At 72.5% G+C, this 17,026-nt stretch carries 19 protein-coding genes; 9 read left to right on the top strand and 10 right to left on the bottom strand.

The window, feature by feature from the left end; genetic code table 11:
- Window positions 1-347 precede the first annotated feature (347 nt).
- From AB0M29_RS05330 to AB0M29_RS05340, 3 genes are all read left to right on the top strand, one after another.
- Window positions 348-1,196 (top strand): alpha/beta fold hydrolase, encoded by an 849-nt coding sequence (locus AB0M29_RS05330; protein WP_365379196.1) that lies wholly within the window; start codon window positions 348-350, stop codon window positions 1,194-1,196.
- A gap of 59 nt (window positions 1,197-1,255) precedes the next feature.
- Entirely contained in the window at window positions 1,256-1,426 is a 171-nt protein-coding gene (locus tag AB0M29_RS05335; protein ID WP_365379199.1) for a hydrophobic protein, read from the top strand.
- A gap of 293 nt (window positions 1,427-1,719) precedes the next feature.
- Window positions 1,720-2,715, top strand: coding sequence for an Ig-like domain-containing protein (locus tag AB0M29_RS05340; RefSeq protein WP_365379201.1), 996 nt, complete (start codon window positions 1,720-1,722; stop codon window positions 2,713-2,715).
- Window positions 2,716-2,838: 123 nt separating this feature from the next.
- Here AB0M29_RS05340 and AB0M29_RS05345 read toward each other — a convergent pair whose 3' ends face one another.
- Both AB0M29_RS05345 and AB0M29_RS05350 read right to left on the bottom strand, forming a co-directional pair.
- Window positions 2,839-3,456 carry a hypothetical protein gene (locus AB0M29_RS05345; RefSeq protein WP_365379204.1) on the bottom strand — a complete coding sequence of 206 codons (618 nt, stop codon included), beginning with the start codon at window positions 3,454-3,456 and terminating at the stop codon, window positions 2,839-2,841.
- Window positions 3,457-3,467: 11 nt separating this feature from the next.
- The gene (locus tag AB0M29_RS05350) at window positions 3,468-4,274 is read right to left on the bottom strand and encodes a thioredoxin family protein (RefSeq protein ID WP_365379206.1); all 807 of its coding nucleotides are present in this window, start codon (window positions 4,272-4,274) and stop codon (window positions 3,468-3,470) included.
- Between the two features lie 439 nt (window positions 4,275-4,713).
- Between AB0M29_RS05350 and dacB the strand changes: the two genes are divergently transcribed.
- Window positions 4,714-6,330 (top strand): D-alanyl-D-alanine carboxypeptidase/D-alanyl-D-alanine-endopeptidase, encoded by a 1,617-nt coding sequence (dacB, locus tag AB0M29_RS05355; protein WP_365379208.1) that lies wholly within the window; start codon window positions 4,714-4,716, stop codon window positions 6,328-6,330.
- A 196-nt stretch (window positions 6,331-6,526) separates the two neighbouring features.
- Window positions 6,527-7,384, top strand: a complete 858-nt coding sequence (locus AB0M29_RS05360) for a hypothetical protein (RefSeq protein WP_365379210.1) — start codon at window positions 6,527-6,529, stop codon at window positions 7,382-7,384.
- Window positions 7,385-7,417: 33 nt separating this feature from the next.
- Here AB0M29_RS05360 and AB0M29_RS05365 read toward each other — a convergent pair whose 3' ends face one another.
- From AB0M29_RS05365 to AB0M29_RS05385, 5 genes are all read right to left on the bottom strand, one after another.
- Window positions 7,418-8,107 carry an aspartate/glutamate racemase family protein gene (locus AB0M29_RS05365; RefSeq protein WP_365379213.1) on the bottom strand — a complete coding sequence of 230 codons (690 nt, stop codon included), beginning with the start codon at window positions 8,105-8,107 and terminating at the stop codon, window positions 7,418-7,420.
- Between the two features lie 175 nt (window positions 8,108-8,282).
- A complete protein-coding gene (locus tag AB0M29_RS05370; RefSeq protein WP_365379216.1) occupies window positions 8,283-8,930 on the bottom strand; it encodes a carbonic anhydrase in 648 nt (215 codons plus the stop codon).
- Window positions 8,931-9,030: 100 nt separating this feature from the next.
- Complete coding sequence (locus AB0M29_RS05375; RefSeq protein WP_365379218.1) at window positions 9,031-9,858, bottom strand: alpha/beta hydrolase; 828 nt, start codon at window positions 9,856-9,858, stop codon at window positions 9,031-9,033.
- 81 nt (window positions 9,859-9,939) lie between these two features.
- Complete coding sequence (locus AB0M29_RS05380; protein WP_365379220.1) at window positions 9,940-10,836, bottom strand: PhzF family phenazine biosynthesis protein; 897 nt, start codon at window positions 10,834-10,836, stop codon at window positions 9,940-9,942.
- A gap of 69 nt (window positions 10,837-10,905) precedes the next feature.
- On the bottom strand, window positions 10,906-11,769 hold the full coding sequence (locus AB0M29_RS05385; RefSeq protein ID WP_365379223.1) for a hypothetical protein: 864 nt from the start codon (window positions 11,767-11,769) through the stop codon (window positions 10,906-10,908).
- On the opposite strand from AB0M29_RS05385, the gene AB0M29_RS05390 reads away from it, so the two are divergent.
- Window positions 11,768-12,055, top strand: coding sequence for a DUF1905 domain-containing protein (locus tag AB0M29_RS05390; protein WP_365379225.1), 288 nt, complete (start codon window positions 11,768-11,770; stop codon window positions 12,053-12,055). The genes AB0M29_RS05385 and AB0M29_RS05390 overlap by 2 nt on opposite strands.
- Before the next feature lie 123 nt (window positions 12,056-12,178).
- Complete coding sequence (locus tag AB0M29_RS05395) at window positions 12,179-12,811, top strand: dihydrofolate reductase family protein (RefSeq protein WP_365379228.1); 633 nt, start codon at window positions 12,179-12,181, stop codon at window positions 12,809-12,811.
- A 48-nt stretch (window positions 12,812-12,859) separates the two neighbouring features.
- Here the strand turns inward: AB0M29_RS05395 and AB0M29_RS05400 are convergent, their stop codons facing one another.
- Entirely contained in the window at window positions 12,860-13,249 is a 390-nt protein-coding gene (locus AB0M29_RS05400; protein WP_365379230.1) for a DUF2218 domain-containing protein, read from the bottom strand.
- Window positions 13,250-13,265: 16 nt separating this feature from the next.
- The gene (locus AB0M29_RS05405) at window positions 13,266-13,400 is read right to left on the bottom strand and encodes a hypothetical protein (RefSeq protein ID WP_365379232.1); all 135 of its coding nucleotides are present in this window, start codon (window positions 13,398-13,400) and stop codon (window positions 13,266-13,268) included.
- Window positions 13,401-13,505: 105 nt separating this feature from the next.
- Here AB0M29_RS05405 and AB0M29_RS05410 point away from each other — a divergent pair, with 105 nt between their 5' ends.
- Window positions 13,506-14,078, top strand: a complete 573-nt coding sequence (locus AB0M29_RS05410) for a TetR/AcrR family transcriptional regulator (protein WP_365379235.1) — start codon at window positions 13,506-13,508, stop codon at window positions 14,076-14,078.
- Between the two features lie 75 nt (window positions 14,079-14,153).
- Here AB0M29_RS05410 and AB0M29_RS05415 read toward each other — a convergent pair whose 3' ends face one another.
- Window positions 14,154-15,407 carry an APC family permease gene (locus tag AB0M29_RS05415; RefSeq protein WP_365379238.1) on the bottom strand — a complete coding sequence of 418 codons (1,254 nt, stop codon included), beginning with the start codon at window positions 15,405-15,407 and terminating at the stop codon, window positions 14,154-14,156.
- 245 nt (window positions 15,408-15,652) lie between these two features.
- On the opposite strand from AB0M29_RS05415, the gene AB0M29_RS05420 reads away from it, so the two are divergent.
- Window positions 15,653-17,026: a deoxyribodipyrimidine photo-lyase gene (locus AB0M29_RS05420; RefSeq protein WP_365379241.1), complete on the top strand. Its 1,374-nt coding sequence runs from the start codon at window positions 15,653-15,655 to the stop codon at window positions 17,024-17,026.

Raw genomic sequence — 17,026 nt, forward strand, 5'->3', positions numbered from 1 at the left:
TACCCCCACCCAACGCCATGACCCTCCCCAGACACGCAGATCCCACAGGTCTCTGCGAGAACACATGAGCGAGCACCGTAGATCACCATGACCACGTCAGGCAATGGCTTTCACCTGGGAATATCACGGAGCGAGATGCTCTGGTGACGGTTCGTCCACTGTGCTCGCTTCCGGGAGGTCGTGCCCGGATCTGGACGCAGTGGTCCGGAAGCTTCTCCCTGGCCGACGGGTACCCCGGGCGGCAACGGGTGATCGGGATCCCCGAGGGACACCGCGTGCCGGATGATGGGCACTGAACGGTCGGACGGCGGACGTGAGGGCCCCGGCAGCCGCGAGGAGGCACTGCGATGGCTGAGCGCATGATCCGTACGGGCGGTGTGGAGCTGGCGACCGAGTCCTTCGGGGATCCGTCGGACCCGGCGGTGCTGCTCATCATGGGCACGGGGGCCTCGATGCTGTGGTGGGAGGAGGGGTTCTGCCAACTGCTGGCCGGGGGTGGTCGGTTCGTGGTGCGGTACGACCACAGGGACACCGGCCGATCGGCCGGTTACGAGGTGGGCAGGCCCGGATACACCGGTGCGGACCTGGTCGGCGACGCCGTCGGCGTGCTGGACGGGTACGGGGTCGCGGAGGCGCACCTGGTGGGTGTCTCCGCCGGAGGCGCGCTCGCGCAGGCGGCCGCGCTCGGGCATGCCGAACGGGTCCGGTCGCTGGTGCTGATCAGCACCTCCCGTGCGGTGCCCGGAGGGCCCGAACTGCCGCCGCCGACCGCGGAGTTCCTGCGCTTCGTCTCGTCCGCACACGTCGACTGGTCACGGACGGCGTCCGTGACGGACTATATGGTCGACTACTGGCGCGTGCTCGCGGGGAGCCACCGCCCGTTCGACGAACCGGCCTTCCGGCAGCTCGTACGCGACGACATCGCGCGCGCCCGCCACTTCGCCGCCGTACGGAACCACGACGTACTCCCGGACGGCGAGCAGCCCCGCGGCCCCCTGTCGTCGATCGCGGCGCCCACCCTGGTGATCCACGGCACCGCGGACCCGCTCTTCCCCTGGGAGCACGGCCAGGCCCTGGCCGAAGAGATCCCCGCCGCACGGCTGTTGACGCTGGACGGGGCCGGCCACGGCGTCTTCCGCGCCGACTGGCAGGCGATCACCCGCGCGATCCTGGCCCACACCGCGTCGGCGGGGTGAATCGACCGCTGCATGTCCCGACTGAAGGGGGGCAGACGGCTGTTCGGAGGTTGATAACCATGGGACCGCTACTCGTCGTACTTCTGCTCGCCCTGCTCCTCTTCGGCGCCGGCTTCGCCCTCAATCTTCTGTGGTGGGTGGCCGTCATCGTCCTGTGCGTGTGGCTGCTCGGCTTCATCATGCGAGGCACCCACCCCAGCGGGGGGCGCAACCGCTGGTACCGCTGGTAGCAGGACCTCGTGCGTCACCGGGCAGCGCTCCCGCCGGACCCTTCCGGCGGGAGCGCTGTGCCGTGCGCGAAGCCGACGATCCCCACCGAGGATCCCCGGCGGCGCCACGCCGCTGCCACGCTGGGTGAGTGCTCGCGCACGGTCCGCGCTTCCGGCCGCTGCCGGGGCCGTCCGGGCGCGTCACATAGGTGCCGCTGCTCACATCATCGGATTTGGTACAAGCTCGCGGAACCGCCATGATCGCACCAGCGTCACCGTTGTCGGAACGTGTTGACGAGACGAGTGGAGTACTCATGGGCCGGGTCAGGGTCGGGATTGGTTTGGCGCTGGTGGCGACCGCCGTGGCTGCGGCGACGAGCGCCTGCGGCCCCTCGGCCTCGGGGGCGGCACCCGCGCCCAGCGACGCGGGGAAGGGCGGCAGCGTCGCGCCCTCGAAGTCGGCGAGTGCCAGCCCGAAGCCGACCACGCCGTCCGGTCCGCCGATGCTGCTGAACACGATCACGCCGGCCAACGGTACGACGGTGGGTGTGGTGATGCCGGTCTCGGTGCTCTTCAGCAAGCCGGTGGCGATATCCGGGCGCGCCACCATCGAGAAGCATCTGAAGATCACGACCTCGGTGCCGACCACCGGCGCCTGGCACTGGTTCAGCAGCACCCGCGTGGACTTCCGCCCGGAGCACTACTGGAAGCCGGGCACCAAGGTGTCGATCGACGCCGCGCTGACGAACGTCACCGACGGCAACGGCCGCTACGGCACGCACGACTACCACCACTCGTTCACCATCGGCGACGACAACGAGACCAAGGTGTCGGTGACCCACCACACCATGCAGGTCACGCACAACGGCACGGTGGTCAAGAACTTCCCGATCGACGCGGGCAGCCCCGACTTCCCCTCGTGGGACGGCACGATGGCAGTCATCGACAAGCAGGCCAAGGTCCGGATGAAGTCCTGCAGCGTCCACATCACCTGCGACAAGAAGAACCCGAACTTCTACGACCTGACCCTGCCGTGGGACGTCCACCTGACCAACTCGGGCACGTACATCCACTACTCGGACGGTGACCCGTACCCCGGCCACAGCTACGGCTCCCACGGCTGTGTGCACCTGTCGAAGGCGGACGCCATCTGGTACTTCAACTACGTCAAGCAGGGCGACCCCGTCACGATCACCGGCTCCCCGCGCGGCAAGGCCGACGGCGACAACGGCTACGCGGACTACAACCTGTCGTGGTCCCAGTGGCTGTCGAACAGCGGCGCCGGCGAAGTGAACACCACCGTCGCCTGATCTCCCTCCGCATCGTCATACAGCCAGGGTCCCCGCCACCGCGGGGACCCTGCGCGTATGCCCGGGGAGGCGGCTGGGGTCAGGCAGGCCACGGAGCAGTCGTACAACCAGGCGGTCGTACGGTCAGGGCGCCGGGCTGAAGGTGGCGCCTGTGTCGGTGACGCTGAGGCGTACGGGGTGGCCGGAGACCGGGAACAGGCAGCCTTCGCGGACGCTGCACGCCGCGTAGCTGACCTCCACGACCGCCGGGCCGGCGCTCTGGTGACGGAGCGTCAGGGTGGTGGTGACCGGGCCGTCGGGGTAGACGGGCACAGGCTTCGTGCTGCCGGTGAGGGTGAGTGCGCGGGTGGCGGCGTGGGCGGTCAGCTGCCCCTGGGCGGCGAGAGCGCCCGAGACCTGGATCGCGGTGGGGCGGCCGACGCCGTCGACGCCGTTGGGCGGCAGCGAGGTGCTGTAGAGGTGGAAGCCCGCGCGTACGGGCGCGAAGACGGCGGTGAGGACGCTGCTCCCGGCGTGCCAGGGGCCCAGCCGCAGGGTGACGGTGACCCCGCTGTCGGTGAAGGAGGCGGTGGCGGGCTGGGGCGAGCCGGCCGGGTGGGCCGAGGGGTCGGCCGACGGCTTGGCGGCGGAGCAGCCGCCGCTCAGCCCCGTCAGACCCAGCGCCAGGGCGGCGGTCAGCGCTGCCGCGGCGGGGCGGTGGCGCGCGAGCCACAGCCGTAGCCGAATCGCGGCATTCCGCATCGCGGCCATCGTCAGGCCCACGTGTTCAGCCAGGCGGTGAAGCCGCCGGTGGACAGCTCGGGCAGGCCGGTCTTGTTGGTGTTCGTGCGCACGGTCCCGCTGGGCGTCACCACGATCATCACCGGCAGCGCGTAACCGCCGGAGGAGTCGTAGCGGCTGAGGAGGTTCATGTTGGTCGAGTTGTTCTTCTCGCCGATGTCGATCTGGACCAGGTGGTAGTGGGCGGCCAGCACCTTCTTGACGGACGACTCCGCGTAGAGGCGGTCGATCGCCTGGCAGTTGCCGCACCAGGTGGCGCCGAAGTCGAGCAGGACGTCGCGGCCGTCGGCCTTGGCCTGCTTCATCGCGGTGGCGATGTCGGCGGCCGAGTCGCGCGAGGGGTCGTACCCGATGGCCGCGCCGTTCACCGGGCCGCCGCCCGATCCGCCGCCCGTCGATGTGCCCGTCCCGCCCGTCCCGGCGGTGGCTCCGTGGCTCGGGCCGCTGGACTTCTTGGGGGCGCTGGTGTGGCGCGCGGGGTGCGGGACCGCGGTCCTCGACGGCGCGGCGGAGCGCGTGGGCGTCGTCGCCGTCGGTACGGAACCGGCGCTGCCCGCGTCGTTCATCGCGACCGTGAACGGCGCGCCGGTCGACGCCGGGGAGTCGTGTCCCGCCAGGTCGGTGGCGGGGTCACCGCCGTGCTGCGCGGCGACGGCCGCCGCGGTGACCCCGGCGAGGCATACCGCCAGGGCCGCCACGACGGGCCCGCGGCGCCGCGACCGGTGCCGTCCGCGGTGCCGCGGTCTCCCTGGCGAGGGCGAACTGCTGCTGGCAGACATACGGAACGAACCTCCGGGATCGACGGGGAGCTTCGGGCCCGGAGCGACGGGGGAAGATCGCCGTTCCTGCACATCTACGGTCGCGGTCCGGCCGGGCGATCACGATCTTAGGACTCCCCCTCGCAGGGGGAAGCCCGCCCACGGCGCCTTTAGGAAGCGCTAATGCGGCGCTCAGCCTGCGTTGAGCATCACCCCGTAGGAAACGCACGCGCCCCGCGATTGCCAGGGCCGATCGGCACCACCGCCGGCCTGGCGCTCCACCGACCGGATGAAGTTCACGGAACGCGCTGACTCCCCGCCACCAACAAGGCAATATGTCCCGTTTGCATCCCTACGATGCCGCCTGGAGCGGCCATGGGTGAGCCGGTCCCCCGCACATCGGGGCCCGGACACCGGCTTCTTCGACCCCGCTTCCCCGACACCAGAATCGGCGGTACGTATGAGACGGACGATCCGTGCCCGGCTGTACGCCTTGGCCACCGCGGGCACCACGCTCCTGGCCCTCGCGGGAACGGCCGCGGCCGGGCCCACGGCGGCGGCCCACGACGACGACCTCGGGCCCGCCATCGAGGCGATCATGCACAAGCCCGGGTACGAGCACGCGCAGTGGGGTGTGCTGGAGACGGACCCGGCGACCGGCCGGGTGATCCACTCCCAGTTCGCGAACCAGTTCTTCGTCCCGGGCTCGACCACCAAGCTCGCCACCATCTCGACCGCCCTCAACACCCTGGGCTGGAACCACCGCTTCACCACGCCCGTGCGGGCGACCGGCAGCCGCAGCGGTTCGACACTGCGCGGCAACCTCGATCTGGTCGCCCAGGGCGACCTGACCATGGGCGGGCGCACCAAGCCCGACGGCTCGGTGGACTACACGGACATCGACCACACCGAGGCCGCGCTTCCCGGCGCCACCCTCACCCCCGAGAACCCGCTCGCCGGCATCAACCAGATCGCCGCGCAGGTCCGCGCCTCGGGCATCACCCGGGTGAACGGCAACGTCATCATCGACCCGCGGCTGTTCACGCCCCCGACCCTGAGCCCGCAGCCCGTGCCGATGATCATCAACGACAACCTCATCGACCTGCTGAGCACCCCGACCACGCCCGGCCAGGCGGCCAAGCTGTTCTGGCGCCCCCAGGTCGCGCCGTACCAGGTGACCTCCAGCGTCCGGACCGTCGCCGCCGGCGGCACCACCTCGATCACGGTGACCACCTCGCCCGACGGCACCAAGATCCACCTCTCGGGCACCATCGCGGCGGGCTCGCAGCCGCTGCTGAAGGTCTCCCCGATCCAGGACCCCAACGCCTTCGGCCGCACCGCGCTGATCGAGGCGCTGGCCCGCGCCGGCGTCACCGTCACCGCGCGGCCGACCGGCCCCAACCCGCAGAACCAGCTCCCCGCCTCGTACGGCAACGCCCCGCGCGTGGCCGCGTACGTCTCCCCGCCGTACAGCCAGTACGCCAAGCTGATCCTCAAGGTCAGCCACAACCTCGGCGCCAACCTGGCGCTGTGCAACGTGGCCGTCGAGGTCGGCAGCAAGAACTGCTTCGACGCGTTCCCGGTCGAGCACGACTTCCTCGCGAACGTCGCGCACATCGACCCGAAGCAGTTTCAGCTCTCGGACGGCCGCGGCGGCACGGCGGCCGACCGGATCACCCCCAACGGCCTCGTCGAGATCCTCGACTACTGGCTGCGCACCCCCAAGGCGACGGCCTTCCGGCTGCTGCTCCCGATCCTGGGCGTGGACGGCTCGAACGGCATCTCCTGCACCACCGACTGCCCCGCCAAGGGCAAGGTGTTCGCGAAGCCCGGCACCATCATCGGCGAAGACCTGCTCAACCAGGAGCTGGAGGTCGCCGCCCAGAACGAGGCGGGCTATCTCCAGACCGACGACGGCCGTCTGCTGACCTTCTTCGTCGGCGTCAACGGCGCCAGCAGCCCCAGCCTCGACGCCTTCCTCAGCATCTTCAACGACGTCAACCAGATCACCGCCCTGCTGCAGGAACAGGCTTCCGGCCGCCCCACCCGGCACCACCACGCGGGCGACTTCCTGTGACCCATCCCCTCCCTCACCCTTCCCTCACCCCGGCCTGACCTTCCCCGGGCCGCCACCGGCGGGCGTCAACCGCGTACGAGCTGCGCGCGGTTGACGCCCGCCTCGCGTCACCACCGGGCAATGCCCTGCCGGGAGGGGCCAGTCGTGCACCATGGGTGCCGGACAGTCACGGGTGCGGGCGAGGAGGACGAACCGGATGGGCGCCACAGAGGTGTCGTTGATCTCCACGTCCGACGCGAACGAGCCGTTCCGGCCGGACTTCGTGGCGCACATGGAACGTGCGGCCGCTCTCAGCGGTGCCGAACTGCGGTGGCATTCAGGCCAGTGGGTCGCGGAGTTGCGCCACGGCGGGCGTCGGCGCCTTGTCGTCGGCTACCACTTCCCGCTCAACGACGCCGCGTCGGCACTGATCGCCACGGACAAGGTGGCCGCCTCCGTACTGCTGACATCCGACGGCGTGCCCAACGTGCCGCACCGCCTGCTGCGCCCGCGCCCGGACCGTCGGGCGGCGGAGACGGCCGCGGGCGTCCCTCTCCCCCTGGTGATCAAGCCGCTCAGCGCGAGCGGCGGCCGCGACGTCCACCGGGCCTCCACCCGGCTCGAGTTGACCGATGTACTCGCCTCCCTGACGACGCGCTACACGGCGCTGGCGGTCTGTCCCTGGGTTCCCATCGGGCACGAGTACCGGGTCGTCGTCCTCGACGACCGGCTGGAGCTGGCCTTCGAGAAGCGTCCCGCGGACCGGGCCGCGAAGGAGCCCGGGAGCATGGGCTCCACGTCCGAATGGCGGCACAACCTCAAGTTCGGGGCGACCGCGGTCCTGCTGACGGACCCGGATCTGTGCGGCGCACTCGGCGACCTGGCAGGACGCGCGATGCGATCCCTGGGCTTGGTGTTCGGGTCGGTCGACATCGTGGCCACCGACGGCGGCGACCTGACCGTGATCGAGGTCAACAGCGGCGTCTGCCTGGAGCGGTTCAGCAGGCAGAGCCAGGAGTGCCACGCGGCGGCCGAGCGGGTCTACGCCGCCGCCGTCGCGGCGTGTGTCAGCTGATCCCGCAGGCGGCCGCCCGTCGTCGGTCCGGGCTCAGGCCAGGGCCGCGTCCACGGCCGCCTCGGCGTGGAGGCGGGCGGTGGGGAAGAGCGGGACCGGGCTGTCGGCCGGGCCGATGAGAAGCTCGATCTCGGTGCAGCCCAGGATGACGCCTTCGGCTCCCCCGGCGACGAGCTCCCGGATGATCCGCCGGTAGGCCGCGCGGGACTCCTCCCGCACCCGGCCGAGGCACAGCTCCTCGTAGATCACCCGGTGCACCAGCGCGCGCCCTTCGCCGTCCGGCACCCTCACGTCGAGGCCCCGCGCTTCCAGGCGGCCGCGGTAGAAGTCCTGTTCCATCGTGAACGCGGTGCCGAGCAGGCCGACATGCCGGACGCCCGCGGCGCGTACGGCGTGCGCCGTGGCGTCGGCGAGGTGCAGCAGCGGGACCGACACCGCCGCTTCGACCTGGTCGGCGACCTTGTGCATGGTGTTGGTGCAGATCAGCACCATGTCCGCACCGGCACGCTCCAGCGAGCGGGCGGCCCCGGCCAGGATGTCCCCCGCTGCCGCCCAGTTCCCCCGCACCTGGAGTTGCTCGATCTCGGCGAAGTCCACGGAGTACAGCACGCACTTGGCCGAGTGCAGCCCGCCCAGCCGATCCCGGGTGAGTTCGTTGAGCAGCCGGTAGTACTCTGCCGTCGACTCCCAACTCATGCCCCCGATCAGACCGATCGTCTTCACCGCCGCGCTCCCTCACCGTCCGACATCCGTGAAGAAATGGTCAGGGGTCGAGCCTCTCAAAGCAATTCAAGGAGCCATGAGAGAATCCATAAGTTTCTCTTATAGGCGATCCGGGTGCGGGGCGGCCCGCACTGAGCGGGCCGCCGCGGGCTAGACGTCGACTACAAGGTGAGGGTCAGGACGCGGTGGCGGTGGCCGTGGCGGTCGGGAGTTGCAGGCCGCGGGAGGTGACCAGCTGGGCGGTGCCGTCGACGAGGCGGTAGGCGAGGCCGACCACGGCTGTGCGGCCCGCGTCGACGGCCTCGGCCAGGATGCGGGAGCGGTCCATGAGCAGGTCCACGGTGTGCTCTATCTGCGCGGCGATGAAGTCCGCGTCCTCGGTGCGCCCGGCGGCGTTGGCGGCCAGCACGCTGGGGGTGACCTTCTCGATCACGTCGCGGACGTAGCCGTCGGCGGTGGTGCCGTCGGCGACGGCGGCCCGTGCGGCCGCGACGGCGCCGCAGGAGTCGTGGCCGAGCACGACGACCAGCGGGCAGCCCAGGATGCTGACGCCGTACTCGATGCTGCCGAGCACCTCACCACCGAGGACATGACCGGCGGTACGCACCACGAACAGGTCGCCCAGCCCGCGGTCGAAGATGATCTCCGCGGCGAGGCGCGAGTCCGAGCACCCGAACAGCACCGCGAAGGGGTCCTGTCCCGGCGCGACCTGCGCACGGCGCGCCGCGTCCTGGTTGGGGTGCTCGGGAACGGCGGCGGTGAACCGCCCGTTGCCGTCCATCAGCAGGGCGAACGCTTCGCTGGGTGTCAGGTGATCGGCCATGTGCAGCAGCCTACGGCTCGACCCTCGGCCACGCGCGACAGGGTGCCGCAGGTCCGCGGTCCTGCCGCACGGGGACGGAAGCGGACGGAAGCGGTGCGCGTCAGCGGGGGATGAGGTCGCGGAGGTCGGCGAAGATGCGGTCGTGGGCGGCTGCCGCGGCGGGGTCGGTGAGGTCCATGCCCTGGATGAAGCCGTGTTCGAGGCCGGGTTCGCAGCGGTGGCGGACGGTGACGCCGGAGGCGGCGAGGCGGTCGGCGTAGGCGTCGCCCTCGTCGCGGAGGGGGTCGTGCTCGGCGGTGACGATCAGGGCGGTGGGGAGGCCGGACAGGTCGGGGGCGTGCAGGGGGGAGGCGGCGGGGCGGTCGGCCGGGTCGGGGACGAACGCCGCGACGAAGGCCGCGAGGGCGGCGGCCTCCAGGCCGTGCCCCGTGCCCTTCTCCGTGACGGACGGACGGCCGAGCGTCAGGTCGGTGTTCGGGCAGATCAGGGCCTGGACGGCCGGCAGCGGACCGCCCTCGTCGCGCAGCGCCAGACAGGCCGCCGCGGCGAGCAGCCCGCCCGCGCTGTCCCCGGCGACGGCCGCGGGCCGCGCCCAGCGCAGGACCGCGGTCGCGTCCTCGACGGCGGCCGGATGGGGGTGCTCGGGGGCGAGCCGGTAGTCGACGGCCAGCACGTCGACGTCGCAGGCGGCGGCGATACGGCGGCAGGTGCGGTCGTGGGTGTCGAGGTCGCAGAAGACGAACCCACCGCCGTGCAGGAACACCACCAGCGGGCGGGGACCGTCAGCGGGCCGGTACCGGCGCAGCGGCAGTCCCCCGGGGCCCTGCAGGTCCTCCACGGACGCGAGTTCAGGGCCGCGGGGGCGCGTCGCGCGGCGCTCACGGGCGCCGGCGCGCAGTTGGCTCACAAGATCGGCGGGCATCGACATGGCCCCATCCTGGCCGATGCCCGGAGCCGGTGGACGTGGGGGTCCTCCTGTAGGTTCGTCAGGCTCGTCAGGCCCGCAGGGTCACGGCCGCAGGCGGACGACGCCGTCGATCGCCGCCGTCCCGCCCACCTCGACCGCGATGCCGGACGCGGTCGGGTGGGCGGCCGCGGTGACGGTGGCGGGCGCGCCCAGGGAGTCGCCCATGTCGACCGCGACGGTACGGGCCGCGCCGCTCACCCGGGCGAGATACGCGGCCAGGCACGCCGTGCTGTTGGCGTTGGCGATGTCCTCCGGGACACTGATCGAGGGGGCGAACATCCGCGCGGCGGCCCGCCCGTCGGGGGCCGGTGCGCTGTAGACGTAGCAGCCCAGCAACCGGAGTTGGCCGCAGGCGGCGCGCAGCCGCTCCATGTCCGGTACGAGAGCGGCCAGTTCGGCCCGAGTGGGCACTTCGACCAGCAGCCTGGGCCGCCCGACCGAGGCCACGCACATCGCGGCGGGAGCACGATCCGGTCCGAGCTTCAACGCCTCCAGGACCGGGGTGAGTTCGGCCGCCGCGCGTGCGCTCAGCTCGACGGGTCCGGGGTCGAACGCGGCCGTGAAATCGCCCTGTTGCCCGAGGGGCCGGGATGCCCGTCCGGTGAGCACCCGCCCGGCCGTGCGGACGGTCGTACGGAACTCCCCGCCCCCGGCGCGCTCGGCCAGCACCGCCAGACCCGCGACCGTGCCGTGCCCGCACGCGGGCAGTTCCCCGGCGGCGGTGAAGAAGCGCATCGCCACGCCGCCGTCCTCACCCCCCGAGACGAAGACGGCGTGCGAGGTTCCCGCCAGCGTGGGCACCGCGCACCGCGCCCGGTCACTCATCCCCGGTACGTCGTCCAGCACAGCGGTCGGACTCCCGCCCGACTCCCCCCGGCGGCAGGCGCGCACGATCGTGACGGGCAGACCGCCCCCACGCTCAGCCGCGACATCGGACACCCGGCGATCGTAACTCCGCCCCGGCCACCGGCTGGGGCGGACCCTGGGGCATGTCCTGTGGATCACGCCCTAGCCGAGCTGCTCCGTCACCTGGTCGATGTTCGCCCGATAGGTGCGCAGCGCCCGCATCCCGGCGTCGTAGCGGTCGCGGTGCGCCGCGATGTCGGCGGTCTGCTGCCGCGCCTGTACGTCCTGCCAGATCTCGACCGTGTGGTGGCGGCGCTTGCAGGTGACGTCCGCGACGGCGGTGGCACGCTCCCGTTGCGTATGAGGGGTGTTGCCGTCGCTCTCCCGGTGCCAGGCGCCGGCGGTGTACGCCGCCACGGGGTCGGGGTAGCGGGGGAATCCCTGGGCTGCCAGGCACTGGGACCAGGTGTTCCAGGCGGCGCGCAGGCGCGGGTCCCGCTTGACCGCCTTGTCGACCTCGATCGACCGCGTGGTGGCGTAGAGCCAGTCCCGCTTGACGTCGATGCCGCGCATCAGCCGCTGGTCCGCCTCGGCGTTGCAGGCGGGAAAGTCCGCGTACTCCGCCGAGGTCATCCGCCGGCCCTTCGGCTGGATGTCCAGGTTCTTGTCCGGGTCCCAGCCGTAACCCCAGCGGCGGGCGGCGTCCATGTCGAGGACGCCGTAGTCGGTGCCGACCGCGGTGGTGGAGAAGGGGTCCATGGGGTAGCGCGGATCGAGCGGGAAGTCCGCGTGGCCGCGCTTCGCCATGCACTGCCGCACCAGCAACGCCGTTGCCCGCTTGGATTGTTGGTAGTCGTCCGGTGTGTACCGGTAGCGGTCGGCCGGTAACGGGCCGGCATCCGACGCCGTACGGGCGGCCGCCGCGTGTTCCGGTCCCGAGGCGCACACCGCCGCCAGTACCGCCACTCCCGCCACAGCGCCCACCCACTGCCCCCGCCTCACCATGGCACGGGATGCTAGCTCCATGGACATCACCTTTGCAGGCCATGTGATCGAGTGGCGGGGCCCGTCCCCCTTCTACTTCGTGCCCGTGCCCGACGAACAGGCCGCGGACGTACGCGAGGTGGCGGCGATGGCCACGTACGGCTGGGGGGTCGTGCCGGTGGAGGCGCGCATCGGCGACGCCGTCTTCACCACGTCGCTCTTCCCGAAGAACGGCGGCTACCTGCTGCCGGTCAAGAGCGCCGTCCGCAAGGCCCAGGGCATCTCGGCGGGGGACGCGGTGACCGTGGAGATGACCGTACGCCTGTAGTACGGGTAGTACCGGGCGAGGCGGCCGACGGAATCGGAACGACGTGCCGTGGCACCGATGAGTTCCGGGGCGTGCGCCGGTCTACCGTGCGACCGAGAAAAACCCACTCTCCGGGAGTACGGCATGGGCCTCATCGACATCGAAATGTTCTCGACCCTGGACCTCGTCGGGCAGGCGCCCGGCGGCCCGGACGAGGACCCGGAGGGCTTCCCGTTCGGCGGCTGGCAGGCGCCGCTGATCGACGACGTCGCCGGGGCGCAGATCCAGGCCGCGTACGAGGGTACCGACGCCCTGCTGCTCGGCCGGCGGACGTACGACATCTTCGCCGCGTACTGGCCGCACCAGGACGACGAGTTCGGCGTCCTCTTCAACAGCATCCCCAAGTACGTGGCCTCCCGCGGCACGCCCGACCTCCCCTGGGCCGGGTCCACCCAGCTCGGACCGGACCTCCCCGCCGCGGTGCGCGAGATCCGTGACCGGCACCAGCAGGTGAAGGTCGTGGGGAGCCTGGACCTGGTGCAGACGCTCCTGCGCGAGAAGCTCTTCGACCGCCTCGACCTGTGGATCCACCCGATCGTGCTGGGCGTCGGGAAGAAGCTGTTCGACGGCGGCGAGGTGCCCGCGAACCTCACCCTCCTCCAGCCGCCCGCGGCCACCCCGAAGGGCGCGGTGTACCTGCGCTACGGGATCGCCGACGGCCTGCCCCGCACGGGTGACATGAGCGCACCCGACCGCGGCCTGGGCCACGAGGGCTGACCTCCGGTCCGACCGCCCCCGCGCTCGCGCCGCAGCCGACGGCGCTCGCTAGGTCCGCACCTGCGGCGGCGTGCCCTCATCCGTTGGCTGCTGCCAACGCACCTGGAGGCCGTCGCGGCGGCCGATGGTCTCGATACGGGCGGCGATCGCATCCTGGAGGCGCCGTAGGGCCGCCTCGTCGGTGGCGTCGACGCGCAGGGTGAGGGTGTCCGCGGTCGCGTCGAGGGTCCACCGGCCGTCAGGGAAGCGGACGGTGCCGTGGGTGTCGGTGTGGTCGACGTACGGGGCCGCGGGCGGTGTTCCGCCGTGGCCGCCGGGTGGCCGGTGGGTCATGCGGCCCGGATGGGTCGGATGGTTCATCTGGCCGAGGTGGCGGCAGAGTTGGACGAGGTAGCGGCTCGCGCGGTCGGTCGTCAGGCGGGCTTCAGCGGTCGGCATGACCGCTCCTTTCGCGTCAGAGGCGGGTCAGGGAGGTGCGCCGGCCGCGGATCTCGTCGAGCACCCGGCCGCGCAGGGCCCCGCTCTCCGCGAGGGCGAGCAGTGCGGGCCGGGGCCTGCCGATGTCCCAGGGTGGCGCGGCGACGGACACGGGAACCTCACTTCTTCGTACGGATCGGCCCCTCCAGACTTATCGATACACATTGTCTATGTCAAGGCAGAGTGTCACGGGTCCGTCGTTGCGTATGCTTGGAGCATGCCGAAGCTGTGGGACGAGACGATGGACGCGCACCGCCGCGCCGTGCGGGACGCCATCCTGGAGACCACCGTGGCCCTGGTGGACGCGCACGGCCTGGCGGCGGTGACGATGTCACAGATCGCGAAGGAGGCCGGGATCGGGCGCGCGACGCTGTACAAGTACTTTCCCGACGTCCAGTCGATCCTGATCGCCTGGCACGAGCGCCATGTCGCCGTCCACCTGGACCGGCTCGCCCACGCCCGCGACAGCGCGGACGGCCCCGCGCACCGGCTCGAAGCGGTCCTGCGCGGGTACGCCCACCTCACCCACGAGCGGCGCCAGGACGGCGAGATCGCCGCCTTCGTCCACGGCGACCAGCACGCCGTCCACGCCCAGCGGCAGTTGCACGGCCTGGTACGGGACGTCATCGCGGAGGCGGCCGCGGCCGGTGCGGTCCGCGACGACGTCTCCCCCGCAGAGCTGGCCGACTACTGCCTGCACGCCCTGTCCGGCGCCGGGCGCCTGCCGTCGCAGGCGGCCGTCCGCCGTCTCGTCGACGTCACCCTGACCGGGCTCCGGCCCGCGGGCTGACCACCCAGCGCCAGGAACCCGACCGATCAACGGCCTTCCCGCACCACCGCGGTTCACTCAGCCGCGCGCGAGCACCTAGCGCAAGCCGTACGCGACAGCCCCGAGCGCGAGCACCACGGCGCCCCAGAGCACCGAGGCCGCGGGCAGGGCGAAGGCCAGGACCAGGCAGCCCGCCGCCCCGAGGACGGGCACCGGCCGGGGCGGACGGCCCTCGTCCCGGGTGAGGGTCCACGCGGAGGCGTTGGCGACGGCGTAGTAGGCGAGCACGCCGAAGGAGGAGAAGCCGATCGCGCCGCGCACATCGGTGGTGGCGGCCAGGACGGCCACGACGCCGCCGACGGCCAGCTCGGCGCGGTGCGGCACCTCGAAACGCGGGTGGATCGCGGCGAGTTGGTGGGGCAGGTGCCGGTCGCGGGCCATCGCCAGGGTGGTCCGCGAGACGCCGAGGATCAGCGCGAGCAGCGAGCCGAGCGCGGCGACCGCCGCCCCGGCGCGTACCGCGGGGGCAAGGCCCGGCACCCCGGCGGCTCGCACGGCGTCGGCCAACGGCACGGTGGTGTGGGCGAGGCGTTCGGGGCCGAGGACGGCGAGGACGGAGAGCGCGACGACCGCGTACACGACCAGGGTGACGGCGAGGGCCACGGAGATCGCCCGCGGGATGGTGCGCCGCGGGTCACGGACCTCCTCGCCGAGGGTGGCGATGCGGGCGTATCCGGCGAAGGCGAAGAAGAGCAGGCCCGCGGCCTGGAGAACACCGTGGAACCCGGCCTCCGTGCCGACCGCCCAGCGGCCCGTGTCGGCGGCCGAGCTGGTCAGGCAAGCGGTGGCGACCGCCGCGAGCACCGCCAGCACGACCGCGACGATCGCCCGCGTCAGCCAGGCCGCCTTCCGCACGCCCACGTAGTTCACCACGGTCAGCGCCACCACCGCCGCGACCGCCACCGCGTGCGCCTGCGCGGGCCACACGTAGGAGCCCGCGGTCAGTGCCATCGCGGCGCAGGAGGCGGTCTTGCCGACCACGAACCCCCACCCGGCCAGATAGCCCCAGAACGCGCCGAGGCGTTCGCGGCCGTAGACGTAGGTGCCGCCGGACTGCGGGTAGCGGGCGGCCAGCCGTGCGGAGGAGGTGGCGTTGCAGTACGCCACCAGGCCCGCCAGGGCGAGCCCGATCAGCAGCCCGGACCTGGCCGCCGCCGCGGCCGGTGCCAGCGCGGCGAAGATTCCGGCGCCGATCATCGATCCCAGGCCGATGACGACGGCGTCGAACACGCCCAGGTGACGCCGTAGCGCCCGTGACCCGCCGGACGGCCGAGGCCCCGCCGTGCTCATGCCCGTTTCCCTCCGGCTGTCGGGGCCGATACCGGAGCACGATACGGGACGGGGTTCCCCGAGCCGTACGCCGTGTGTCGCGGCGGGAGGGTGCGCCGCGGCCGCCGGGCAGGGCGGCATCGGGGCGGGAGATGTCCGCCGCCCGGGTGAGAGCCGCATCCGCCGGGGCCGCTCGTGCCGAAGCAACTGGTGTCCGCCGTGCCGCCCGCGAGAAGCGGCGGCCCCGCCGTCGAGGAGTCGTGCCCATGAGTGTGTCCGTCGTCCTGTTCACCTGCGACCTGCGGCTGCACGACCATCCGCCGCTGCGGGCGGCGGTCGACTCCGCGCCCGAGGTCGTACCGGTGTTCGTGCTGGACCGCGCCGTCACCGACGCCGGGTTCGGGGCGCCGAACCGGATGGCGTTCCTGGCGGACTGCCTGGCCGATCTGGACGCGGGGCTGCGCGAGCGCGGCGGGCGCCTGGTGGTGCGCGTCGGCGACGTCGTGGAACAGGTCCGCGAGGTGGTGGACGCGGCGGACGCCGACGAGGTGCACATGGCGGGCGACGTCAGCGCGTACGCGATTCGCCGGGAGCGGCGGCTGCGCGCGGCGCTGGAGGCCGCGGGCCGCCGGCTGTTCGTCCACGACACGGTCACCACGGCGGTGGCGCCGGGCGCGCTGACCCCGGCGGGCGCCGACCACTTCTCGGTCTTCACGCCGTACTTCCGGCACTGGTCGCAGGAGTTCCTGCGCAACCCCGTCCCCGCCCCGCGCGCGGTGCGGGTGCCCGAGGGCGTCGCGTCGGCGCCGCTCCCCGCCCGGCAGGACGTGGCGGGCACCTCGCCCGGTCTGGCGGCGGGCGGCGAGACGGAGGGCCGCAGGAGGACGGCGGCGTGGCTGCGCGGCGGTCTGGCCGCGTACGAGGACCGGCACGACGACCTGCCGGGCGACGCGACCTCCCGTCTCTCCCCGCACCTGCACTTCGGCACGCTCTCGCCGGTCGAGCTGGTCCACCGGGCGCGGCGGCACGGCGGCGCGGGCGCCGAGGCGTTCGTACGGCAGCTCGCGTGGCGCGACTTCCACCGCCAGGTGCTGGCGGCGCGTCCCGCCGCGTCGTCGGCCGACTACCGCACACGGCACGACAGTTGGCGCACAGCCGAGTCCGCGGCCCAGGACATCGCCGCGTGGAAGGAGGGCCGCACCGGCTACCCGGTCGTCGACGCGGCGATGCGCCAGCTGGTCCACGAGGGCTGGATGCACAACCGCGGCCGCCTGCTCACCGCGAGCTTCCTCACCAAGACGCTCTACGTGGACTGGCGCGTCGGAGCACGCCACTTCCTCGACCTGCTGGTGGACGGCGACGTCGCCAACAACCAGCTCAACTGGCAGTGGACGGCCGGCACCGGCACCGACACCCGCCCCAACCGCGTCCTCAACCCCGTGCGCCAGGCCCTCCGTTACGACCCCGACGGCTCCTACGTGCGCCGCTGGGTGCCCGAACTGCGCGGACTGGACGGCCCGGCCGTCCACCAGCCGTGGAAGCTGCCGGGCCTGGAACGGGCGCGATACGACTACCCGGACCCGATCGTGGAGCTGCCCGACGGTCTGGCGCGCTTCCGGCACGCCCGCGGCCAGGACTGA

Origin of the sequence: Streptomyces sp. NPDC051976, from assembly GCF_040680795.1 — a bacterium.
In the GTDB taxonomy this organism is placed as follows: Bacteria; Actinomycetota; Actinomycetes; order Streptomycetales; family Streptomycetaceae; genus Actinacidiphila.